Genomic DNA, 22,460 nt, shown 5'->3' on the forward strand with positions numbered 1-22,460 from the left:
CGGTCGGCTTGGCGCGCGTGGTCCAAACGAAAATGCCTCCCCCGAGGGGGAGGCGAGTTATCGGGGTGGCGCCGTCGGCGACAAGGGGGCGTCGCGCGGTCGGCGCAGGATCTCGGCTGACAGATGCAAGTGCAGCCTCGATGCACAGATGGTGCGACCGAACGATATTCTCGTCAAGGTTGCTTGTGCCCGTTACTCGCGTAAAAACTCATCCCTTCGAGAAAAACGCTCGAAGGGACGAAAGCGGCCGGAGTTCAAATGGTTAGGGAGCCTTGTAGCCGGTCTCGACCTTCAGGTAGGCGATCAGGTCGATGCGATCCTTCGGATCCTTCAGCCCCGCGAAGGACATCTTGGTTCCCGGCAGGAAGGTGCGCGGTTCGGCCAGCCACTTGTCCAGGTGATCGGCGTCCCAGACGAAGCCGGCGTTCTTGACGGCGTCGGAATACTTGTAGCTCGCGACCTCGCCGGCCTTGCGGCCGAAGACCCCGTGCAGGTTCGGGCCGGTCATGTTCGCGCCGCCGGGCACGATGGTGTGGCAGGACCGGCACATGCCGAACTTCTGCTTCCCATTGGCCAGGTCGGCGGTGTTGTAGGGCGCGGGCAGGGCGGCCAGCAGGGCCTGCTTCTCGGCGGCCGTGGGCTCGGGCGTCGCGGGGGCCGCGGGCGCCTCGGCGGTTTTCTCGCCACCACCCTGGCCGCAAGCGGCGAGCAGGGCGCAGGCCCCGACGACAGACAGCATCACCGCGTTGCGCATTTCATAGCCCCTTCGCCAAACTTGACCGCAAGCTAGTCATGCTCAGCCGCGTTGCAAGGCGCGCTTGCGGCGTTCCTTCTGGATAATCTCATCCAGGGCCTGCAGGAACCGTGAGCGATCATTGCGGTCGAAGGGCTTGGGGCCGCCCATGATGTCGCCGGTGGACCGCAGTTGCTCCATCAACGCCCGCTGGGCGATGGCCGCGCCGATCGAATTTTCGGTGAAGGGCTTACCGCTCGGGGTGACTGCGTGGGCGCCGGCCTGCAGCACCCGTTCGGCCAAGGGAATGTCGTTGGTGACCGCCACGTCGCCGGGCGCCACATGCTCGGCGATCCAGTCGTCGGCCACGTCCGGCCCGGCCTCGACGATCACGCGGGCGATCATCGGCGACGGCGGGATCTGCATGAAGGCGTTGGAGACCACCCAGGTCTTCAGGTTGTAGCGTTGCGCGACCTTGTAGGTCTCGTCCTTCACCGGGCAGGCGTCGGCGTCGATGAAGATCTCGATGGGCTTGCGGTCCAAGATACGGCCTCGGCAGATGGAAAACGCGTCCGGCCGGCTCACAGCCGCCACGGCGCGTGCATCTCTAAGCCAGAACTGTGGAAAGGCGGAGCCCGCTCGCGGCGGCGGGCCACTTCCAGGCTTGGCAGCCATCGCCACGCGTGGCATCCGTCGCGCACCGCGACACACGTCGTCGCGGTCGCGTCGAGGCGCCGGCTTAGCTCAGCTGGTAGAGCAGCGGTTTTGTAAACCGAAGGTCACGGGTTCGATTCCTGTAGCCGGCACCATCGACGCCTTCTTACCTCCCAGGACCTGGATCCAGCTGGACGGTGATCGTCACCGCCCCGGACCAGAGGGCGTAGGCGGCCAGGGCGACCAGCGCGGCTACGACCACGAGAGCTGTCTTCCACCACATTGCTTGAGCTTTCTGCGCCGCGTCGGCGACATGATCCTGCGCGTCCCCAGCGGCTCAGTTCCGACTGGCCGCCGGGCGCCGATCCGCCGTGTGTAAGCCAAGCCGCTGAGCGAAGTTGGTCGGCCCAGGTGATTTTCACCTCATATTGCGCTCATTGGTTGAGCCGAGCGCCCACCATTCCAATGATATCGATGGTAAGTTGAAAGAATATTCCTTTTCGTTGACGCGTGTTGTCTCGCGGCGGATGCTTCATGTGCTCTCGCGGGAGAGACCGGGCATGTCCCGGCGCTGAAGGCGCAACCACCCCGGAAACGCTCAAGCAAAACGGACCGCGCGGGCTGTTAAACGCTGGAAAGCAGGGCGCCAAGCCCTCGCCGAAGGAGCAAGAGGGTCCGCGTGATCCTTGAAATCTCTCAGGCGCAAAGGACAGCGGGGGTGCTTTGGCCGGCGGCTTCGCTCGGCCCGAACACCTGTCCGGACGTCCCGCCATGCCGTGATTTCAGAACATGCAGTCGGCATATCAAGTTCTTCGAACGCAGGTATTCGCAAGTTCAGCGTGGCCAGGAAGGCGCGCCTGATGATGTCTTACGGGTTATCGGTCAACAATAGATCGTCTGAAGAGACCTATTAGAAATGATCAATTGTTGCGCCGGGGGTGTTCAATTTAACGGCTAAGACTAACAGATGGGCGAGGCGCGGGGTTATCGTTGGAACGGTTCTCGCGCGGCGGCCATTTTCACTCGTCTCTACAGGGGGTACGACGATGAATTACCGCAACGCAGCCGCTACGGCTCGCACGTCTCGTAACTGGAAGACCGCTCTGCTGGCGGCTTCGATCCTGGGCGCCGCGTCTCCGGCCCTGGCCCAGGAGCAGGTCGAGGAATTGGTCGTCACCGGCAATCGCGGCGCTCCGCGGACGGTAATCGACAGCCCGACCCCGATCGACGTGTTGTCCGCCACGGAAATGGAGCGGACCGGCAAGGCCGGCGCCTTCCAGGCCCTGCAGACCCTGGTGCCGTCCTTCAACCTTCCGGCGCGGGCCGGCGGCGGCTCGTCCACGGTGATCGCGACGGGCGGCCTGCGCGGCCTCAACCCCGACCAGACGCTGATCCTGGTCAACGGCAAGCGCCGCCACAAGACCTCGCTGATCAACTCGGTCTCCTCACTCTACAACGGTTCGGTCCCGGCCGACCTCGACATGATCCCGACCTCGGCGATCTCCCGGATCGAAGTGCTGCGCGACGGCGCCGCGGCCCAGTACGGCTCCGACGCCATCGCCGGCGTCATCAACATCATCTTGAAGAACACGCCCGGCGGATCGGTGACGGCCACCTACGGCCAGAACTTCGACCGCAACGACGGTGATCTCTACCAGGGCACGGCCAGCTACGGCTTCACCATCGGCGACGCCGGCTATGTGAACCTGTCGGCGACCTACAAGGACCAGAAGCTCTCCAACCGCGCGCTCCAAGTCTCGCCGACCCTGCGTCTCTACCATCCGCTGGCGGGCGGTCTGCCCGATCCGCGTGAGGCCACCGTCAACCGGATGGTGACCCGGAACTACGGCGTCCTGCCGCAGATGGGCCTGAACGTCGGCTTCAACGCCGGCTACGACACCGGCGCGGTGGAGATCTACGCCTTCGGCACCATCGGGCGCCGCACATCAGACCTGCCGTTCACCTTCCGCGCCCCGACCAATGTTAACTCGCTGCCGCAGCTCTATCCGGACGGGTTCCGCCCCAACCTGGTGATCACCGAGCAGGACTTCGACCTGGCGGTCGGCGCCAAAGGGGAGGCGGCCGGCTGGTCCTGGGACGTGTCGTCCACCTACGGCCAGAACCGCGCCGAGGAAAACGTCTCCGAAACCCTGAACGCCAGCCTCGGCCCGAGCAGCCCGACCCATTTCTATGTCGGCGCTTTGGAATCGGGCGAGTGGGTCAACTCCCTCGACGTGACGCGCGGCTTCGAACTGTCCGGCGGCAGCGAGCTCCAGGTCTCCTGGGGCCTTCAGCACCGCTATGAGAGCTACAAGGTCGAGGCCGGCGAACTGCTGAGCTATGCGGCCGGCAACTATGTGATCCCGCCCGGCCAACCGCTGGCCGGCCAGCGTCCGCAGACCGGCGCTCAGGCCGCGCCGGGCTTCCAGTCCACCGACGCCAGCTCCAGCTCGCGCAACAGCGTCTCGGCCTATACCGAGGTCGGCTACACCCCCAACGAGCGGCTCTTCATCGGCGCGGCGGCCCGTTACGAGAACTATGACGACGCCTCGGGCGACACCCTGGTCGGCAAGATCAACGGCCGCTACGAGTTCAACGACTGGCTGGCCGCCCGCGCCGCCGTCAGCACCGGCTTCCGCGCGCCGGGCCTGGCCCAGCAGAACTACGCCGCCAGCTCCAGCCAGTTCCGCCTGGTGAACAACGTCCTGGAGCTGCTGCAGATCAAGACCCTGCCGGTCGGTTCGCGTGAGGCCATCGCCCTGGGCGCCAAGCCGCTCGAGCCCGAGACCTCGACCAACTACAGCTTCGGCGTGACCCTGCAGCCGTCCTCGACGCTCAGCGTCACGATCGACGCCTACCAGATCGACGTCGAAGGCCGCATCGCCATCACCAGCACGCTCACCGGCGCGGCGGTCAGCAACATCCTGATCGCCAACGGCCTGCCGGGCGCGCTCAGCGCCCAGTACTACACCAACGCCATCGACACCCGGACCCGCGGCGTCGACATCGTCGGGACCTGGCGCAACGACCTCGGGGAGTGGGGCGATCTGCGTTGGAACGTCGGTTACAACTACAACGACACCAAGATCACCGGCGTCATCCCCAACCCGCCGGAACTGAGCGCGCTGGGCGCCAACTTCGTGCTGTTCGACCGCCTGAGCCGCAGCAACCTGACCACCGCCATCCCCAAGGACAAGATCACCCTGGGCGCCAACTGGCGGTGGGAGAAGCTGAATGTGAACCTGCGTGGCACCCGCTACGGCAAGTTCACCGTCGAGCAGAACAACCCGGCCAGCGACCGTTCCTATGGTTCGAAGTGGATCGCCGACCTGGAGGTCACGCTCCAGGCGACCGACGCGGTGGGGATTTCGGTCGGGGCGAACAACCTGTTCAACACCTATCCGGACGCCAACGGCATCTACAACACCGCCACGGCGTCGGGGCAGTATAGCGGCCTGTCGCCGTTCGGGTTTACGGGCGGATCCTATTACGTTCGCCTGCAGTACGATTTCTAAGCGTTAGTGGGGGGGTATCGGCAGATGACGATCAGAGCGGTTCTTGCGGCGACGGCCATCGGCCTCGCCATCCTGCCCACGGCTGCGGCGGCTCAATCCGCCGCGCCCGTGGCGGCCAAGGATGTCAAACGCGGCGAGATTCTGTGGGACAGCTACGGCGTCCCGCACGTCTACGCCAAGGACGAGGCCGGAGCCTTCTACGGCTTCGGTTACGCCCAGGCGCAGAACCACGGCAATATCGTCATCCACCTCTATGGCGAGGCCCGTGGGCGCGCCGCGGAATACTGGGGCGACAAGTACGTCGAGTCCGACAAGTGGATGCTGGCCAACGACGTGCCCGAGCGCGCCGCGACCTGGTATCGCCAGCAGACGCCCCAGTTCCGCAAGAACCTCGACGCCTTCGCCCAGGGGATCAACGACTACGCCAAGGCCCACCCGGAGAAGATCGATCCGGAGGTCGCCGCGGTGCTGCCGGTCAGCGGCGTCGACGTGATGGCCCACTCCCACCGGCTGATGAACTTCATCTACATCGCGCCCCAGGCCGCCACGATGGGGGCCGATCCGGCCAACAACAACGGCTCCAACGCCTGGGCGGTGGCGCCTTCGAAATCGGCCAGCGGGAACACCATGCTGCTGGCCAATCCGCACCTGCCGTGGCCGACCAGCTACTTCACCTATTTCGAGGCCGACCTGAACGGGCCTGGTTTCAAGATGTACGGCGCGACCCAGGTCGGGCTGCCGGTGTTGCGGTTCGCCTTCAACGACCGGATAGGGTTCACCAATACGGTCAACACCCTGGTCGGCTCGACCAATTACGAGCTGACTCCGAAAGACGGCGGCTATGTCTTCGACGGCAAGGTGCTGCCGTTCAAGACCAAGGAGAAGACCTTCAAGGTCAAGCAGGCCGACGGGACCCTGCGCGCCGAAACCCTGGTGGTCCGCAGCTCGGTCCACGGGCCGGTCTTCGAACGCAAGGACGGCAAGACCATCGCGTTGCGCGTCGCCGGCCTCGATCGGCCCGGCGGTCTGGCTCAGTACTGGGACATGGGAAAGTCCAAGAGTTTCGCGGAGTTCCAGACGATCCTTAAGCGCCTGCAGGTGCCGAAGTTCAACATCGTCTACGGTGACCGCGAAGGCCACATCCAGTTCCTGGACAACGGCATCCTGCCCAAACACGACAAGGGCGACCTGAAATACTGGAGCGGCTTCGTCCCCGGCGACAGCTCGGCCACCCTCTGGAAGGACGTCCACAGCTACGACGAACTGCCCAAGGTCAACGATCCGGCCACCGGGTTCGTGCAGAACGCCAATGATCCGCCCTGGGTCGCCACCTATCCGCAGACCATCCGCCACGCCGACTTCCCGCCCTATGTCGCGCCGAACGGCCCGATGTCGCTGCGCGCCCAGTGGTCGGTGAAGCTGCTGGCCGACACCGGCAAGATCTCCTTCGACGACTTCGTGGCCCGCAAGCTCTCGACCCACACCCTGATGGCCGACCGGGTGCTGCCCGATCTGCTGGCGGCGGCGGCGGGCGACCAGGATCCCGATGTCCAGGCCGCCGTCGCGCTGTTGAAGGGCTGGGACCGCAAGACCGACGCCGACAGCCGCGCGGCCCTGCTGTTCGAGACCTGGGCGGCGAAGTTCTCGCCGAACAACTTCACCAGCCAGGCCAACTACAAGGTCAAATGGTCGGACGCCGCGCCGGTCGACACCCCCTCGGGCATCGCCGATCCGGCCGCCGCCGTGGTGATGCTGAAGGCGGCCGTCGCCGAGACCAGGCAGAAGTACGGGGCCATCGACCGTCCGTTCGGCGAGGTCTCGCGCTTCCACATCGACGACGTGAACCTGCCCGGCAACGGCGGGTTCGGGAACACCGGCCTGTTCCACACCATCACCTGGGGCGCGCTGAAGAACGGCGAACGCACCCCCAACCACGGTGAGACCTGGATCTCGCTGGTCGAGTTCTCCAACCCGATCAAGGCGGTGGGCCTGATGGCCTATGGCAACGCCAGCCAGCCGGGCTCCAAGCACCGGGCCGACCAATTGCAGCACCTGTCGGACAAGACCTTCCGCACCCTCTGGACCACGCGGGCGCAGGTCGAAGCCAACACCGAGGAACGCACGCCGTTCTAAAGCGGCGGCTCAAGACACATCAGGAGACACCCATGAAGAAGTTTGGACTGATCGCGGCCCTGGCCGTCACCCTGGTTTCGTCGCCGGCCTGGGCCGCGAGCCCGCACGACGGTTCCTGGGAATCGGTCGAGGCGAAGTCGAGCTGGAGCGACGGGAACTTCCCGAAGGGTTTCAAGCTGACCATCAACGTCAAGTTCACCGCCGACCAACTCGAGTACCACTCGGTCAACACCACGCGCGCCGACAAGCCGTTCAAGACCGACTACGTCACCTCGCTGGACGGCAAGCCGCATGAGTTCCACGAACAGGCGCGCTTCAACCAGATCGCCGTGCGCAAGCTGAACGCCAACGAGTACGAGATCCTGAAGATGAAGGACGGCGACGTCATCGTCGGGGAGTTCTGGACCTTCTCGCCGGACGGCAAGACCCTGGTGCGTCGCGGGGTCGGCAAGTCGCCGGAAGGCCGCTCGAAGGCCTATGAAGAGTTCTTCGTTCGGAAGTAGGTTTCGGGCGATGCGGTCGGCGCCCAAGGGCGTCGGCCGGCGTTTTTGATTTGGCCCCCTGGCGGGCCACGACCGGCCGGCGCGCACTCGGCGACGACGGGCGAACAGGGGGGAACCACCATGGCCGACATCGCAGCCGACCGGCGCCATCGCCTTCGCTCCATCATCGGGGGCTCCACCGGCAATCTGGTCGAGTGGTACGACTGGTACGTCTATTCGGCCTTCACCCTCTATTTCGCGCCGGTCTTCTTCCCGGAGGGCGAGCGCACCGCTCAGCTGATGAACGCCGCGGCGGTGTTCGCCGTAGGCTTCCTGATGCGGCCGATCGGCGCCTGGGTGATGGGCGTCTATGCCGACCGCAAGGGGCGCAAGGCCGGGTTGACCCTGTCGGTGGCCCTGATGTGCGCCGGGTCGCTGCTGATCGCAGTGACGCCGGGCTACGCGACCATCGGCTGGTTCGCGCCGGCCCTGCTGGTGCTGGCGCGGTTGATGCAGGGCCTTAGCGTCGGCGGCGAGTACGGCGCCAGCGCCACCTATCTCAGCGAGATGGCCGGCAAGCAGCGCCGCGGCTTCTTCTCCAGCTTCCAGTACGTGACCCTGATCTGTGGCCAACTTCTGGCTCTGACCGTGCTGCTGATCCTGCAGTCGATCCTGCCCGAGCCGGACCTGGAAGCCTGGGGCTGGCGCATCCCGTTCCTGATCGGCGGGGCCCTGGCGGTCGTGGTCTTCTATCTGCGGCGCGGCCTGGCCGAGACCGAGTCCTACAAGAACGTCCAGACGACCAAGGCCCCGAAGTCGAGCGGCCTGGAGCTGTTCCGCAACCACCCGCGCGAGGCCCTGGTGGTCATCGCCCTGACCGCCGGCGGCACGCTCGCCTTCTACGCCTACTCGACCTACATGCAGAAATTCCTGGTCAACACCTCGGGCTTCAGCCGCGAGACGGCGACCTGGATCACGGCCGCGGCGCTGTTCGTCTACATGCTGATCCAGCCGCTGGCCGGGGCGCTGTCGGACAAGATCGGCCGCAAGCCGCTGATGATCGGGTTCGGCGTGCTGGGCGTGGCCTTCACCTATCTGATCTTCACGACCCTCTCGACGACCAACAATCCCTACGCCGCCTTCGCCATCGTGCTGGGCGCGCTGATCATCGTCACCGGCTACACCTCGATCAACGCGGTGGTGAAGGCCGAGCTGTTCCCCGCCCACATCCGGGCGCTGGGCGTGGCGCTGCCCTATGCGCTGGCCAACACCATCTTCGGAGGCACCGCCGAGTACGTGGCCCTGTGGTTCAAGAAGCAGGGGATGGAGAGCGGCTTCTATTGGTACGTCACCGCCATGATCGGCGTCTCGCTGATCACCTATCTGCGGATGCGCGACACCCGGACCCACAGCAAGATCATCGAGGACTAGGCCCATCGCCGCCGGCCTCGCAGCCGGCGGCGTCCAGGCTCAAGCGATCGCCATGCGGCGCCGGGCCGAACGGACCATGGTCCCGGCGGCGCCGAAGCCGATGATCATCATGGCCCAGGCGGCGGGCTCGGGCACCGCGCTGGAGATGCCGGTGGTGTAGGTGAAATCGTCCATCACCCAATTGCCGTGGGAGCCGAACAACCGCACCTCGTCGACTAGCCCGCCATAGCCTGACGCCAGGAAGGTGGCGGTGGGGCTGCTTGTCGCCTCCATCGAAGATCCGACCTTGCGGCCATCGAGGTAGAGGTCGAATCTCAGGGGCGAGGCGGATCCGGAGAAGGAGGCACCGTTGAATTGAACATCGCCCCCAAGGAAGTTCATGATCATGAATCCGGTCCCGGGCGGTCGATGCTTGGCGTAGTTCGCGTAGACCTTTCCGAGGCCCGAAGCCGCTGGAAAGCCTGGGTAGGGGACTGAGTCATAGGTGAAGTCGCTGTTCCAATTGACGCCGCCATAGCCATCGGCGAGCACCCCGGCGCCAGGTAGATCGTCGAAATTTACAACGTGGGTCACGGCTGCGGCCGCCGGGCTGGCGAAGGCGGCGGCGGCGATCACTGTGAATGCCAGCCTGCGAAGCGTTCTCATTGTTCGATCCTGTTTTCTCTCGCCATCGTGTGGCGCAGTCGGGGCCGTCCTAGCTGCGTGGTTTCCGCAACGCCGGGCTTCTGAGACGAAGGGGCCGGCTTTCTGCGACGAGGGCGCGCTTCGCGGCGGTTGATTTAACGGCCCCGGCCACAACCAAATCGGTTGGCTCCTTGGCGTGCGCGTGATCCGTTGGCGGGAACGACAGGAGGGACGCGCCATGGACTTCGAGGATTATCGCAAACACGATGCGGTCGGGCTGGCAGGCTTGGTTTCGAAGGGCGAGGTCAGCCCCCCGGAACTGCTGGAAACCGCCGTGGCGCGGATGGCGCAGGTCGATCCGAAGATCAACGCCGTCACCCTGGACCTCACCGAATGGGGCCGGCAGGACGTCAAGCGTCACATCTGGGGCGGTCCGCTGGCCGGCGTGCCGTTCCTGCTGAAGGACCTGGGCGCGCAGTTGGCCGGTGCGCCGACCTCGTCCGGTTCGGCGGTGTTCCGTGACCAGCTTGCCCCCGCCGACAGCGCCATCACCAAGGCCTACAAGGAAGCCGGGCTGGTGATCTTCGGCAAGACCAACACGCCGGAGTTCGGGCTGATGCCGGTCACGGAGTCGACCCTGCTCGGTCCATGCCGCAATCCCTGGGACGTCACGCGCACGCCCGGCGGCTCGTCAGGCGGCGCGGCGGCGGCGGTGGCGGCGGGCATCGTGCCGGCGGCGCACGCCAGCGACGGCGGCGGCTCGATCCGCACGCCGGCCTCGGCCTGCGGCCTGTTCGGCATGAAACCGTCGCGCGGCCGGGTGTCGTTCTCGCCAACCGGCGAGGGGTGGGGCGGGGCCTCAATCCAGCACGCCGTGACCCGCTCGGTCCGCGACAGCGCGGTGCTGCTGGACATCGTCTGCGAGCCGCAGCCCGGCGATCCCTATTTCATCGCCAAGCCGGAACGGAGCTTCGCCAGCGAGGTGGAGCGCGATCCGGGCAAGCTGGCCATCGGTTTCACCACCGCCGCCCTGGCATCGGACGGCCTGGACCCGGAGTGCGCCGCGGCGGTGCTGGACGCGGCCAGGCTGTGCGAAAGCCTTGGCCATATCGTCGAGGAGGTCACGGTGCCCGGCGACCTTGCCGCCATGCAGCGGGGCGCGGGCGACGTCATCGGCGCCAGCATCGCCGCGACCCTGGAGGCGGAGGGCGAGCGTCGGGGCCGCCCGGTGTCGGAGAGTGACGTCGAGTTCCTGACCTGGGCCACGTACCAGCGGGGCAAGCAGGTTTCGGGCGCGAACTATGTGCGCGGCCTGGCGGCGATCCACGCCTATGGCCGGGCCGTGGCGGGCCTGTTCGAACGCTACGACGTGGTGCTGATGTCGACCCTGGGCAGCCCGGCGATTCCGGTCGGCCACCTGACCGAGGACGTGCGCCAGTACACCCAGCGGCTGTTCGCCTTCATGCCCAACACCCAGGCCTTCAACAACACCGGCCAACCGGCCATGAGCGTGCCGCTGGCCTGGAGCAAGGGCGGCCTGCCAATCGGCCTCCAGTTCGTCGGGCGGATGGGCGAGGAGGCGGGGCTGTTCCGTCTCGCCGGGCAGCTGGAGAAGGCCCGGCCCTGGTTCGACCGCGTCGCGCCGCTGTAGGACTAACCATCGTCATCCTCCGGTCAGCCGTAGGCTGATCCGGGGGACCCAAGCGGCCTCGCAAGTCCTGCCGCTCAGCTTGGGTCCCCCGGATCGTCTTGCAGACGACCGGAGGATGACGAGCGGTGCGTTAAGCCTCGCTCCGCCTGCGCATCTGCAGCAGGTAGGCGGCGATCACCCCGGTGGCGACCAGGCCGATCAGCAGGGTCGAGACGGCGTTGATCTCAGGGCTGACGCCCAGCCGCACCTGGCTGTAGATCCGCATCGGCAGGGTGGTCGCCCCAGGCCCTGACGTGAAGCTGGCGATCACCAGGTCGTCCAGCGACAGGGTGAAGGCCAGCATCCAGGCCGCCGCCACGGCCGGTGCGATATTGGGCAGGGTGACGGCGAAGAACGCCTTGATCGGCGGGCAGCCCAGGTCCTGGGCGGCTTCCTCCAACTGGCGGTCGAAGGCGGCGAGCCGCGCCTGGATGACCACGGCGGCGTAGCACATGGTGACGGTTGCGTGGCTGACGGTCACCGTCCAAAAGCCGCGCGGCATCCCCAGCGACACGAACAGCAGCAGCAGCGACAGGCCCAGGATCACCTCGGGCATCACCAGCGGTGCGAAGATCATGCCGGAGAAGAGGGTTCTGCCCTTGAAGCGCCCGGCCCGCACCAGGGCGACGGCGGCGAAGGTCCCGAGCACGGTGGCGATGGTCGCCGAGATCAGCCCCACCCGGAACGTGACCCAGATGGCGTCCAGCAGTTGCTCGTTGCGCAGCAGCGAGGCGTACCATTTCGTGGAGAACCCGCCCCACACCGTGACCAGTCGGCTGGCGTTGAACGAGTAGATCACCAGCAGGATGATCGGCAGGTAGAGGAACCCGAAGCCGATCACGAGGCTGACGATGTTGAAGGTGGTGAGACCGCGCCTCATCGGCCGGCCTCCATCAGTTTGGCCTGCTGGCGCTGATAGAGGACGATCGGCACGACCAGGGTGAAGAGCAGGGCGATGGCCACGGCCGAGGCGGCGGGCCAGTCGCGGTTGGCGAAGAACTCGGTCCAGATGGTCTTGCCCAGCATCAGGGTCGAGGAGCCGCCCAACAGGTCGGGGATCACGAACTCGCCGACCATGGGGATGAAGCAGAGCAGGGCCCCGGCCGCGACGCCGGGCAGCGACAGCGGGAAGGTCACCCGCCAGAAGGCGTTGAGCGGCGTGCAGCCTAGGTCGGCGGCGGCTTCCAGCAGGTCGTGCTGCTGGCGTTCCAGCACGGCGTAGAGCGGCAGCACCATGAACGGCAGGTAGGCGTAGACCAGCCCGACATAGATCGCGCTCTCGGTGTTGAGGATGTTGACCGGGCCGAGCCCCACCATGCGCAGGGCGGTGTTGAGCAGGCCCTCGGGCTTCAGGATGCCGATCAGGGCGTAGACCCGGATCAGGAAGCTGGTCCAGAACGGCAAGATCACCGCCATCAGCAAAGCCTGGCGCACCGAGGGCGTGCAGCGCGCCATGGCGTAGGCGAGGGGATAGCCCAGCAGCAGCAGGATCACGGTCGAGATCGCGGCGAACTTCAGGCTGGAGAGATAGGCGACCACATAGAGCCGGTCGGCGGGCAGCCGGGCATAGGCCTCGAAATCCAGGGCCGCGAAGAAGGTCCGCAGGCCCGCCAGCCCCGCCGCCCAGTCGATGCGCGGGGTGTAGGGCGGGATGGCCAGCGCCGTATCCGACAGCGACAGCTTGGCCACCAGCAGGAACGGGAACAGGAAGAACAGCCCGAGCCAGAGGAACGGGGCGAGCGCCGCCAGGCCCGTGCGGTCGCGGCGCGGCTTCATTGGGTCAGGACCACGCCGGCGTCGCGGGCGAAGGTCAGCCACACCTGATCGTCCCAGTCGACGGGGCGGTCGACGAAGCGCGTGGCGTTGGCCCGCGCCGCGCGGATCGTCCGGCCGCTGTCCAGTTCCACCAGATAGGTCGTCCAGTCGCCCAGATAGCCGATGTCGGCGATCTTGCCGGCCATACGATTGGGGCCGGCGGGCGGCTCGTCCAGATGCACCTCGATCTTCTCGGGACGCACCGCCAGCCAGGCGGTGGAGCCCACCTCAAGCAGGTCGTCCTCAATGATGTCGAAGCCGCCGGGCGCCTCGCCGCTGGCCATCCGCACGGTGGTCCCGTCGGCGAACTCGGTCTTGCCCTCGAAGATGTTCACGTCGCCGATGAAGTCGGCCACGTAGCGCGAGTTTGGGGCTTCGTAGACGTCGGCCGGGCGGCCGATCTGCACGATCTTTCCCGAGCGCATCACCGCGATGCGGTCGGCGGTGACCATCGCCTCTTCCTGGTCGTGGGTGACGATCAGGAAGGTCATGCCCAGTTGCTGTTGCAGGGCCATCAGCTCGAACTGAGTTTCCTCGCGCAGCTTCTTGTCGAGGGCTGCGAGCGGCTCGTCCAGCAACAGCATCATTGGGCGCGGGGCGATGGCGCGGGCCAGGGCGACGCGCTGACGCTGACCGCCCGAAAGCTGGTGCGGCTTGCGCCGGGCTAGGCCTTCGAGCCGCACGAGGGCCAGCATCTCGGTCACCCGATCAGCGATCTGGTCCTTGGGCATGCCCTGCTGTTTCAGACCGAAGGCGATGTTTCGCTCGACGCTGAGGTGCGGGAACAGGGCGTAGGACTGGAACATCATATTGACCGGCCGCTCATGCGGCCGCTTGCCCGCGAGGTCTTCGCCGGCCAGCGTCACCCGCCCGGAGTCCGGGGTCTCGAAACCGGCCAGCAGCCGCATAAGCGTGGTCTTGCCGCAACCTGACGGGCCGAGCAGGGCGAAGAACTCGCCCGGATAGATGTCCAGCGAGACGCCGCCCACGGCGGTGTCGCCGTCGAACCGTTTCACGACGTTTTCGAACCGTACGAGCGGCTTGGCGGCGGGGTCGGCCCATGGCGCGAAGGTCGAACGAACCGCGCCGATGTTCAGGCGCGGGCGGGAACGCTCTGTCATTGACCCGTCTGCACCTTGGTCCACATGCGCGTCACCTCGCGCAGCAGGTCCTGATCCTTGGCCTTGGTGACGAACAGGCGCTTGGACAGTTCCGGCGTCGGATAGACGTTCGGGTTATCGCGCAATGCGGCGTCGACCAGCGGCGTCGCCGGCAGGTTGGCGTTGGCGTACTGCGTGTAGTTGGAGGCCTTGGCGATCACTTCGGGCCGCAGCATGTAGTTCAGGAATTTGTAGGCGGCGGCCTTGTTCGGCGCGTCGGCCGGGATCGCGAAGACGTCGAACCAGACCTGGGTGCCTTCCTTCGGGATCACGTAGTCGATCTCCACGCCGTTCTTGGCTTCCTCGGCGCGGTTCCTGGCCTGGATCACGTCGCCCGAATAGCCGATCGCCATGCAGATATCGCCGTTGGCCAGGCCCTCGATATATTCAGAAGAGTGGAACTTGCGGACGAAGGGGCGGGCCTTGACCATCATGTCGGTGGCGGCCTGGTAGTCGGCCAGGGTCGTGGAGTTCGGATCCTTGCCCAGATAGTTCAGCGCGACCGCGTACATGTCCTCCGACGCGTCCAGGTAGAAGACGCCGCAGTCCTTGAGTTTGGCGAGGTTGGCCGGCTCGAACACCACCGACCAGCTGTCGATCTTTACGCCGGGCAGCCGCTTGGCCACTTCCTTGGCGTTGAAGCCGATGCCGATGGTCCCCCACATGTAGGGGACCGTGTATTTGGAGCCTGGATCGAAGGGCTCCATGTGAGCCATGACCTGCGGCCAGAGGTTCTTTTCGTTCGGAAGCTGGGTCTTATCCAGCGCTGTCAGGGCGCCGGCGATCACATAGCGCGGGATGTTGTGGTTGGAGGGGGCGACGATGTCGTAACCGGTGTCGCCCTGCAGCACCTTGGTTTCAAGAATCTCATTGGAATCAAAGGTGTCGTACTGAACCTTGATCCCGGTCTCCTTGGTGAAGTCGGCCAGGATCGCCGGGTCGATATAGTCCGACCAGTTGTAGATCTTCAGGGTCTGGGCCTTGCCCTCGCCGTTCTGGCCGCAGGCGGCGAGCGTCATGCTCAAGGTCGCGGCTGTCGCCACCCCCAGCACCTTCGTCCAACCTGTCATCGCCCGCTCTCCCAGCCGCAAGATCAGCAGGTTATAGGGGCAGGGTCGTAGATTTTAAGCGCAAATGCGCGGAGCCCCGTCCGATGCCTCTCAACATGGCGACGATCGCGCCGATCTTCCTGCTCGTGGCGTCCAACATCTTCATGACCTTCGCCTGGTACGGGCACTTGAAGGTGGAGCATCGGCCGTTGTGGCTGCTGGTCCTGGTGAGTTGGGGGATCGCGTTCTTCGAATACTGCCTGGCGGTGCCCGCCAACCGCATCGGCCGGGCGGTCTATTCCCCGGCCGAACTGAAAACCATGCAGGAGGTGATCACCCTGATCGTCTTCGCGGTGTTCTCAGTCACGTTCCTGGGCGAGCGCTTCACCCTCAATCACACGGTCGGATTCGCCCTGATCGCGGCCGGCGCGCTGTTCATCTTCAAGGGGCCGTTGTCTTAGGCCTGATGAGGCCGAGCACCGCCCCGGCGATCAGGTAGGACACCAGCTGGTAGCCCATGTTGATGGCCACGAAGACCACGGTCTGGCCCATGAACAGATAGTCCAGCGCCATCGTGGTGAAGTTGAAGAACACCCAGGCCGCGAAGGCCGCCGACAGCCCGGCCTGTAGTGAGGTCGCGCCGAGCCGACGCAGCAGCCAGGCCAGGCCGAGCACGGTGAGGATGGTGACGAGGGCGCCGACGCCCAAGGCGAACTGCTCGCTCTTTGGATCGGGCGGCGTGCCCTGTTCGGCCATCCATCGCGCGCCGAACAGCGGCCCGTACCAGAGGAAGCCCAGGATCTCGAGCAGCACAAAGGCCACGACGACTGCGATCCAGTTGATGCGTCTCAACATGCGTCTCTCCCTTTTCTGGAGGCAGCCTGTTGTTTTCGTTGGCGAAGGGCCGCCTTCCGTGGCGGAACTGTGGAGCTCAACCCCCAAAAAGGCGAGGGCTTTCGGAGCCCTCTTGGCGTCGGCGCTTTGGCGAACCCCATGCGGCGCCCTATAAGCCGCCGCTCCTCCTCATTTCGAGAGTCCTCATGTCGCGCATCCTCATCACGTCCGCCTTGCCCTACATCAATGGGATCAAGCACCTGGGGACGCTCGCGGGCTCGATGCTGCCGGCCGATGTCTATGCGCGGTTCCAGCGCTCGCGCGGTCGCGAGACGCTCTATATCTGCGCCACCGACGAGCACGGCACGCCGACCGAGCTGGCCGCCGCCGAGGCCGGCCAGGACCCGGCCACCTTCTGCCAGGCCCAGCACGACGTGCAGCACGACCTCGGCCGCAAGTTCGGTCTGTCGTGGGATCACTTCGGCCGCTCGTCTTCGCCGCAGAACCACAAGCTGACCCAGCGTTTCGCCCGCGAGCTGTGGGAGGCCGGCTTCATCGAGGAGCGGATCACCCAGCAGGTCTATTCCAACGCCGACAAGCGCTTCCTGCCGGACCGCTACGTCATCGGCACCTGCCCGCATTGCGGCTACACCGCCGCGCGCGGCGACCAGTGCGAGAACTGCACCCGCGTGCTCGACCCGGCCGACCTGATCAAGCCGCGCTCGGCGGTGTCGGGCTCCGAAGACATCGAGATCCGCGACTCCAAGCACCTGTTCCTTCGCCAGAGCCTGTTCTCCGACAAGCTGCGGGCCTGGATCGACGGCAAGAAGGGCGAGTGGCCGTTGCTGGTCACCTCCATCGCGCTGAAGTGGCTGGACGAAGGCCTGCAGGACCGAGGCATCACGCGCGACCTGGAATGGGGCGTGCCGGTCAACGCCTGGGAGTGGGGGGCGAACCCGAAGGGCGAGACCCCGGACCTCGAGGGCCTGGCGGGCAAGGTGTTCTACGTCTGGTTCGATGCGCCGATCGAATACATCGCCGCCACCTGGGAGTGGGCCGACGCCAAGGCCGCCGAGGCTGGCCGCGGCCACGCCGAAGACGCCGAGTGGGAGCGCTGGTGGCGCGGGCCCGAGGCCGCCGACGTCACCTATGTGGAGTTCATGGGCAAGGACAACGTGCCGTTCCACACGGTGGGCTTCCCCTGCACCCTGATCGGCGCCAACGAGCGCCTGGAGGCTGACGGCTCCTGGCGCCCGGCCAACAACGCGCCGTGGAAGCTGGTGGACGAGCTCAAGGGCTTCAACTGGCTCGACTATTACGGCGGCAAGTTCTCCACCTCGCAGAAGCGCGGCGTGTTCATGGATCATGCCTTGGAATTGCTGGCGCCTGACTACTGGCGCTGGTGGGTGAGCGCCAACACGCCGGAGACCTCCGACGCCACCTTCACCTGGGAGCAGTTCCAGGTGCAGGTGAACGCCGACCTGGCCGATGTGCTGGGCAATTTCGTCAACCGCATCCTGAAATTCACCGAGACGCGGTTCGAAGGCGTGGTCCCGGCCGGCGGCGAGCCGACCGAGCTTGAGACCAAGCTTTATGCCGACGTGGACGCCAAGCTCGCTGAGCTGACCGCCCATCTGGAGGGCCGCGAGTTCCGCAAGTCGACCACGGCGCTGCGCCAGCTATGGGTGCTGGGCAACCAGTACCTGACCGAGGCCGCGCCCTGGACGGCGATCAAGACCGATCCTGAGCGCGCCGCCATCGTGGTCCGCACCGGCCTGAATCTGGTGGCCCTGTTCGCCAAGGTCTCCGAGCCGTTCATCCCGTTCGCCGCCGAGAAGATCGCGATGGGCGTGGGCGAGGACTTCCCGGGCGTCTGGCCGACGGCGCAGGGCGCTGCGATCCTCGACATCCTGCCCGCCGGCCGCGCGGTCCAGGCGCCGGAGGTGCTGTTCAAGAAGGTCGAGAACGAACAGGTCGCCGAATGGGTCGCCCGTTTCGGCGGAGCCGAGGGCTAAACCCCTTCGCTTATCATCCTCCGGTCAGCCGGAGGATGATGAGTTTGAGCTAGGCGGCCAGCCGCGAGAACTTCTCGCGCAGGAAGTTCGCGCCGCTGACCAGCGAGATGCCGGCCAGCACCAGGATCGCGCCCATCACGAAGGGCGGTTCCAGCGGCTCGTGCAGGATCACGACGCCGAACACCACGCCGAACAGCGGCGTCAGGAACGACAGGATCGAGAGCCGCGAGGCGAGGTACTGGCGCAGCAGCCAGAACCAGACGACGTAGCTGACCAGGGTGATGACCACCGTCTGGTATCCCATGTGCAGCGCCGCCTTCGGAGTGAGGTTCACGCCGGCTTGGCCGGTCAGGATCGCGTAGGCGAGCAAGGCCGTTCCGGCGAACGCGACCTGGTAGAACAGCGTCTTCACCGCAGGCGCCTCGGAGAGCTTGGAGCCGCGGATCGCCACCGTCGTCAGCCCCCAGGCCAGCCCGGCCAGCAGGCCGAACGCGTCGCCGAGCAGCATGTCGCGGCTCATGCCGCCGCCGCCGGCTAGGAACGAGACGGCGATGCCGCCGAAGGCGATGGCGACACCGGCCCATTGCAGGCGCGACAGGCGCTCCTCGGCCACGCGCATGTGGAGGGCCAGCGCCGAGAAGATCGGGGCGCTGTAGAGGAAGACGACCAGGTGCGAGGCGGTGGTCAGCACTAGGCCCAGGGCGATGAACAGGAACTCCGCGGCGAACAGGGCGCCCACCAGCAGGCCGGCCGGCAGCGAGCCGTCGCAGAACGCGCGGCGGCCTTCACGTCCCAAGGTGAGCGCGCCCAGGACCAGCGCCGCGATCGCCGAGCGCAAACCCATCTGCATGACCGGCGCCACGTCGGCGGCGATCAGCTTCACGGAGATCTGCTGCGAACCCCAGCAGATGCAGAGGACCAGCATCGTCGCGAAGGCGAACAGGTCCAGCGGCTTGCGTGAGGTCATCAGAGGCTGGCTTCGCCGCGCAGCACCGGAATGCAGCCGCCGCCGACGGTGGCGGTGATCCCCTCGGCGCCTCGGCGGGCGGTGGCGTGCAGCCGCGAGGGGCGGCCCATCTCCACGCCCTGGATGATATCCCAGGCGCCGGCGTCGGCGGTGGAGAGCGACAGCAGCAGCGCCGCCAAGGTCGCATTGGCGCTGCCGGTGGCGGGGTCCTCCACGGTGCCGGAATTCGGGGCGAACATGCGCGCCCGCAGGCGTCCGTCGCCGTCATGGGCGTAGAGGTGCAGCGATAGGCGGTCGCCGAAATGCGGATAGTCGGCGGCGGCGCGGCGGAAGGCGGCGAGGTCCGGCGCGGCGCGAGGCAGGGCCTCGGGCGAAACCTCGGCGAAGACGAACGCTACGCCGACCGAGGCCTCGATGGGGCCATGGGCGGTGGTGACGATGTCGGCGGGGGTGAGGCCGGCGCAGGCGGCGGTGATGTCGATCGGCAACGGCTCGCCCAAGGCCAGCGGGCGCGGCGCGGCGATGGTGGCGCCTTGCGCCGTGGCGCTGACCGCGACGATCCCGGCCGGGACCTCCAGGCGCAGTTCATCGCCACGCCCGGCCTGCGACAGCACCCAGCCGGTGCCGATGCTGGGATGGCCGGCGAAGGGCATCTCCGCAGTCCGGTTGAAGATCCGCACGCGGGCGGTGTTGGCCAGGTCCTGCGGGGGCAGGATGAAGGTCGTCTCCGACAGGTTCATCTCGGCGGCCAGGGCTTGCATGTCCTGATCGGACAGACCGCGTGCATCGGTGAACACCGCCAGCGGATTGCCGCCGAACCGGGTGTCGGTGAAGACGTCGAGGGTGACGAAGGGATAGGAGCTCATGCGACCGCGCCATGCCGGGGAGGGAGCGTTTGGCTTGACATAAGTTAGTCAATTGGCAAAGTCCCAAAATGGACCTTGCCGACCTGCTACGCGCCCTGGCCAACGAGCGCCGGCTTCAGATCCTGGGCTGGCTCAAGGATCCGAAAGCCCACTTTCCGCCGCAGGTGGATGGGGATCTCGTCGAGGACGGCGTCTGCGCCGTGTTCCTGGCCGACAAACTGGGGGTCAGTGCGCCGACCCTGAGCGAGCATATGCGGGTGCTGGTTCGCGCCGGGCTGGTGACGCCCACACGTATCAAGCAATGGACGTTCTACAGGCGCGATGAGGCGCGGATCGTCGAAGCCATGCGGATGATCGCCGCGGGCGTCTAGGTTTCCACCTTTGCCTGACGACCACTAGACGCCCCTGGAAACGAAAGACGCCGCCGAACATCGGTTCGGCGGCGCCCTAGTCTCTCGAATTCGCCCAGCCCTAGTGAACGGTGACCGGCGCCTTGGGTTGGATGTCCATGAAGTCGGGGGCGATGGCGTTGTAGGAGTCGGTTCGTCCCAGATCGCGGACCACGTCCCGGTGGCCTTCCCACATCATGTGCAGGGCGACATAGAGCACGATCGCCAGGCCGATATAGCCGATCCAGCGGTAGCGGTGCAGCAGACGGGCGATGAAGCTGGCGGCCAGGCCCATCAGGGCGATGGAGAGCAGCAGGCCAAAGACCATGATCGCCGGATGCTGGCGCGCCGCCCCGGCGACGGCCAGGACGTTGTCCAGCGACATCGACAGGTCGGCGATCAGGATCTGGACGAAGGCCGCCTTGAAGGTCTTGGGCTGCTTGGCGGCGATCGCGGCGCTGGGCTCGGTCGTGGGATCGGAGTCCAAAGCCGCTTCGGCCGCGGCTTCCGCGGGCTCGGCCTGCTCGCGCAGCTCGCGCCACATCTTCCAGCAGACCCAGAGCAGCAGCAGGCCCCCGGCGAACAGCAGCCCGACGACGCCCAGCAACTGCGCCGTGATCAGGGCGAAGCCGATCCGCATGGTGACGGCCGCCGCCAGCCCCCAGAGGATGGCCTTCTTGCGTTGGTCGGCCTGCAGACCTGCTGCGGCCAGGCCGACGGCGACGGCGTTGTCTCCCGCCAGGACCAGATCGATCATCAGGACGGAGAGAAGGGCGGCGAGCGCGCCAGGCGCGAGGAGCGTGTCGATCATCGCGCCTTGAATGCGACAGCCGCCGCTCGTCCGCAACCGGTTAGGCGCGGGGAGCGACGAGTTTCGTAGAACCGTGGCCGCTTAGGGGCGGCTACGGGCCGCCTCATAGAGCGCCACGGCCGCCGCCGCCGAGACGTTCAAGCTTTCAAAGCCGCCGGGCATCGGGATCTTGGCCAGTTCATCGCAATGCTCGGCGACCAATCTGCGCAGGCCTTCGCCCTCGGAGCCGAGCACCAGGATCGTGGGGCCGCCGTCCAGCGCCTGGTCGAGCGCCTTGTCGGAGTGACCATCTAGGCCGACCGCCCTCCAGCCGAGTTCGGCCAGGGTTTCGAGCGCGCGGGAGAGATTGACCACATAGGCGGTGTCGATCTGGTCGACGGCGCCGGCCGCGGCCTTGGCCAGGGCGCCGGTGAGCTTAGGCGTGTGACGGTCCTGCAGGATGACGCCGGAGGCGCCGAACGCGGCGGCCGAACGCAGGATCGCGCCGACGTTCTGCGGGTCGGTGATCTGGTCGAGCATCAGCAGCGTCGCGCCGCGTTTGGCCTCGAAGTCCTCAAGCCCCACCGGGTCGAGCAGCGGAATTTTTAGGGCGACGCCCTGGTGGACGGCGCCTTGGGGCAGATTGTGACCGAGGAAGCGGGCGTCCACGACCTCCAGAACACCCAATCGGCCGAATCGCGACTCGATCTCTCGAGCCCGGTCTTCGGTGGCCAAAAGGCGCTGGGGGGCTGATCTTTTTTTGTTAGCAAGTGCCGCGGAGACGGCGTGCCAGCCCCACAGCCAATCGTCGAAACTGTTGTCTGGCTTGCGGTTGAAGGGTCTTTGACCTCCCTTTTTACCACTCTTCCAGGGCGCGTTGCGTTCGGGAGGGGAGGACACTATAAGACGCGCTCCAAATTGGGGACCGGGCAGGTTCTTCGCTTAACGCGGGGTGACTTGTCCAGGCTTCGATCTGGCTCTGAGCGCGCTGGGGGAATGTCCCGAGTGGCAAAGGGGGGGGACTGTAAATCCCCTGGCGTACGCCTTCGCAGGTTCGAGTCCTGCTTCCCCCACCACGCACTCAGAGCGTGAAATTTTAGGAGACTGGCGCGACCCCGCGCATCCTTCAGCGGCGGGTATAGCACAATGGTAGTGCAGCAGCCTTCCAAGCTGAATATGCGGGTTCGATTCCCGCTACCCGCTCCAAACCTCTGATTTTCTCAAACGCCGGCAGGACCCCGATGGCCAAGGAAAAGTTCGAACGCAATAAGCCGCATTGCAACATCGGCACGATTGGTCACGTTGACCATGGC

The 22,460-nt window shown here is 66.3% G+C and carries 21 protein-coding genes, 3 tRNA genes and 1 riboswitch; of the genes, 12 read left to right on the plus strand and 12 right to left on the minus strand.

From position 1 onward, the window contains the following. Positions 1-262 precede the first annotated feature (262 nt). Positions 263-754, minus strand: coding sequence for a cytochrome c family protein (locus ASE02_RS17070; RefSeq protein WP_156406102.1), 492 nt, complete (start codon positions 752-754; stop codon positions 263-265). Positions 755-796: 42 nt separating this feature from the next. After that, positions 797-1,276, minus strand: coding sequence for a YaiI/YqxD family protein (locus ASE02_RS17075; RefSeq protein WP_235536737.1), 480 nt, complete (start codon positions 1,274-1,276; stop codon positions 797-799). Positions 1,277-1,466: 190 nt separating this feature from the next. Between ASE02_RS17075 and ASE02_RS17080 the strand changes: the two genes are divergently transcribed. From ASE02_RS17080 to ASE02_RS17100, 5 genes are all read left to right on the plus strand, one after another. Next, positions 1,467-1,542: transfer RNA gene (locus ASE02_RS17080), tRNA-Thr, on the plus strand. A gap of 380 nt (positions 1,543-1,922) precedes the next feature. Next, positions 1,923-2,012, plus strand: a riboswitch (glycine riboswitch). A 421-nt stretch (positions 2,013-2,433) separates the two neighbouring features. Beyond that, a complete protein-coding gene (locus ASE02_RS17085) occupies positions 2,434-4,902 on the plus strand; it encodes a TonB-dependent siderophore receptor (RefSeq protein ID WP_082602169.1) in 2,469 nt (822 codons plus the stop codon). Between the two features lie 24 nt (positions 4,903-4,926). Beyond that, positions 4,927-7,035, plus strand: a complete 2,109-nt coding sequence (locus ASE02_RS17090; RefSeq protein ID WP_056735735.1) for an acylase — start codon at positions 4,927-4,929, stop codon at positions 7,033-7,035. 32 nt (positions 7,036-7,067) lie between these two features. Beyond that, complete coding sequence (locus tag ASE02_RS17095; protein ID WP_056735736.1) at positions 7,068-7,538, plus strand: hypothetical protein; 471 nt, start codon at positions 7,068-7,070, stop codon at positions 7,536-7,538. A gap of 120 nt (positions 7,539-7,658) precedes the next feature. Beyond that, positions 7,659-8,948, plus strand: a complete 1,290-nt coding sequence (locus ASE02_RS17100) for an MFS transporter (RefSeq protein ID WP_056735737.1) — start codon at positions 7,659-7,661, stop codon at positions 8,946-8,948. Between the two features lie 39 nt (positions 8,949-8,987). Here ASE02_RS17100 and ASE02_RS17105 read toward each other — a convergent pair whose 3' ends face one another. Next, positions 8,988-9,593: a PEPxxWA-CTERM sorting domain-containing protein gene (locus ASE02_RS17105; protein WP_162257192.1), complete on the minus strand. Its 606-nt coding sequence runs from the start codon at positions 9,591-9,593 to the stop codon at positions 8,988-8,990. Between the two features lie 217 nt (positions 9,594-9,810). On the opposite strand from ASE02_RS17105, the gene ASE02_RS17110 reads away from it, so the two are divergent. Continuing rightward, positions 9,811-11,223: an amidase gene (locus ASE02_RS17110; protein WP_056735739.1), complete on the plus strand. Its 1,413-nt coding sequence runs from the start codon at positions 9,811-9,813 to the stop codon at positions 11,221-11,223. Positions 11,224-11,353: 130 nt separating this feature from the next. On the opposite strand, the gene ASE02_RS17115 is transcribed toward ASE02_RS17110, so the two are convergent. Genes ASE02_RS17115 through ASE02_RS17130 form a run of 4 tightly spaced genes read right to left on the minus strand, consistent with a single transcriptional unit; the run spans position 11,354 to position 15,307 of the window. Next, the gene (locus ASE02_RS17115; protein WP_056735740.1) at positions 11,354-12,142 is read right to left on the minus strand and encodes an ABC transporter permease; all 789 of its coding nucleotides are present in this window, start codon (positions 12,140-12,142) and stop codon (positions 11,354-11,356) included. After that, positions 12,139-13,038 carry an ABC transporter permease gene (locus ASE02_RS17120; protein WP_056735741.1) on the minus strand — a complete coding sequence of 300 codons (900 nt, stop codon included), beginning with the start codon at positions 13,036-13,038 and terminating at the stop codon, positions 12,139-12,141. The genes ASE02_RS17115 and ASE02_RS17120 overlap by 4 nt, the downstream gene beginning before the upstream one ends. Further along, entirely contained in the window at positions 13,035-14,198 is a 1,164-nt protein-coding gene (locus ASE02_RS17125; protein WP_056735742.1) for an ABC transporter ATP-binding protein, read from the minus strand. The genes ASE02_RS17120 and ASE02_RS17125 overlap by 4 nt, the downstream gene beginning before the upstream one ends. Further along, positions 14,195-15,307 carry a polyamine ABC transporter substrate-binding protein gene (locus ASE02_RS17130; protein WP_056735743.1) on the minus strand — a complete coding sequence of 371 codons (1,113 nt, stop codon included), beginning with the start codon at positions 15,305-15,307 and terminating at the stop codon, positions 14,195-14,197. The genes ASE02_RS17125 and ASE02_RS17130 overlap by 4 nt, the downstream gene beginning before the upstream one ends. Before the next feature lie 83 nt (positions 15,308-15,390). Between ASE02_RS17130 and ASE02_RS17135 the strand changes: the two genes are divergently transcribed. After that, complete coding sequence (locus ASE02_RS17135) at positions 15,391-15,747, plus strand: DMT family protein (RefSeq protein WP_056735744.1); 357 nt, start codon at positions 15,391-15,393, stop codon at positions 15,745-15,747. Here ASE02_RS17135 and ASE02_RS17140 read toward each other — a convergent pair. Next, entirely contained in the window at positions 15,728-16,141 is a 414-nt protein-coding gene (locus ASE02_RS17140) for a DUF1761 domain-containing protein (protein ID WP_056735745.1), read from the minus strand. The two genes, ASE02_RS17135 and ASE02_RS17140, sit on opposite strands and share 20 nt — an antisense overlap. Before the next feature lie 185 nt (positions 16,142-16,326). Between ASE02_RS17140 and metG the strand changes: the two genes are divergently transcribed. After that, entirely contained in the window at positions 16,327-18,135 is a 1,809-nt protein-coding gene (metG, locus tag ASE02_RS17145; protein ID WP_056735746.1) for a methionine--tRNA ligase, read from the plus strand. Positions 18,136-18,184: 49 nt separating this feature from the next. On the opposite strand, the gene ASE02_RS17150 is transcribed toward metG, so the two are convergent. Together ASE02_RS17150 and ASE02_RS17155 are read right to left on the minus strand one after the other, a co-directional pair. Continuing rightward, positions 18,185-19,102: a DMT family transporter gene (locus tag ASE02_RS17150; RefSeq protein ID WP_056735747.1), complete on the minus strand. Its 918-nt coding sequence runs from the start codon at positions 19,100-19,102 to the stop codon at positions 18,185-18,187. Further along, complete coding sequence (locus ASE02_RS17155) at positions 19,102-19,968, minus strand: PhzF family phenazine biosynthesis protein (protein WP_056735748.1); 867 nt, start codon at positions 19,966-19,968, stop codon at positions 19,102-19,104. The genes ASE02_RS17150 and ASE02_RS17155 overlap by 1 nt, the downstream gene beginning before the upstream one ends. A 68-nt stretch (positions 19,969-20,036) precedes the next feature. On the opposite strand from ASE02_RS17155, the gene ASE02_RS17160 reads away from it, so the two are divergent. After that, positions 20,037-20,339 (plus strand): helix-turn-helix transcriptional regulator, encoded by a 303-nt coding sequence (locus ASE02_RS17160; RefSeq protein ID WP_056735749.1) that lies wholly within the window; start codon positions 20,037-20,039, stop codon positions 20,337-20,339. A gap of 100 nt (positions 20,340-20,439) precedes the next feature. On the opposite strand, the gene ASE02_RS17165 is transcribed toward ASE02_RS17160, so the two are convergent. Together ASE02_RS17165 and rlmB are read right to left on the minus strand one after the other, a co-directional pair. Then, positions 20,440-21,168, minus strand: coding sequence for a YjbE family putative metal transport protein (locus tag ASE02_RS17165; RefSeq protein ID WP_056735750.1), 729 nt, complete (start codon positions 21,166-21,168; stop codon positions 20,440-20,442). Positions 21,169-21,249: 81 nt separating this feature from the next. Continuing rightward, positions 21,250-22,047 (minus strand): 23S rRNA (guanosine(2251)-2'-O)-methyltransferase RlmB, encoded by a 798-nt coding sequence (gene rlmB / locus ASE02_RS17170; RefSeq protein WP_056735751.1) that lies wholly within the window; start codon positions 22,045-22,047, stop codon positions 21,250-21,252. Between the two features lie 90 nt (positions 22,048-22,137). On the opposite strand from rlmB, the gene ASE02_RS17175 reads away from it, so the two are divergent. The 3 genes from ASE02_RS17175 to ASE02_RS23055 all read left to right on the plus strand — a co-directional run. After that, positions 22,138-22,223 (plus strand) — tRNA-Tyr (locus ASE02_RS17175). Positions 22,224-22,279: 56 nt separating this feature from the next. Next, a tRNA-Gly gene (locus ASE02_RS17180) sits at positions 22,280-22,353 on the plus strand. 35 nt (positions 22,354-22,388) lie between these two features. Beyond that, a partial coding sequence (locus ASE02_RS23055) for a hypothetical protein (RefSeq protein WP_235536694.1) occupies positions 22,389-22,460 on the plus strand: 72 nt, incomplete at its 3' end.

It is taken from the genome of Phenylobacterium sp. Root700, from assembly GCF_001429025.1.
In the GTDB taxonomy this organism is placed as follows: domain Bacteria; phylum Pseudomonadota; class Alphaproteobacteria; order Caulobacterales; family Caulobacteraceae; genus Phenylobacterium.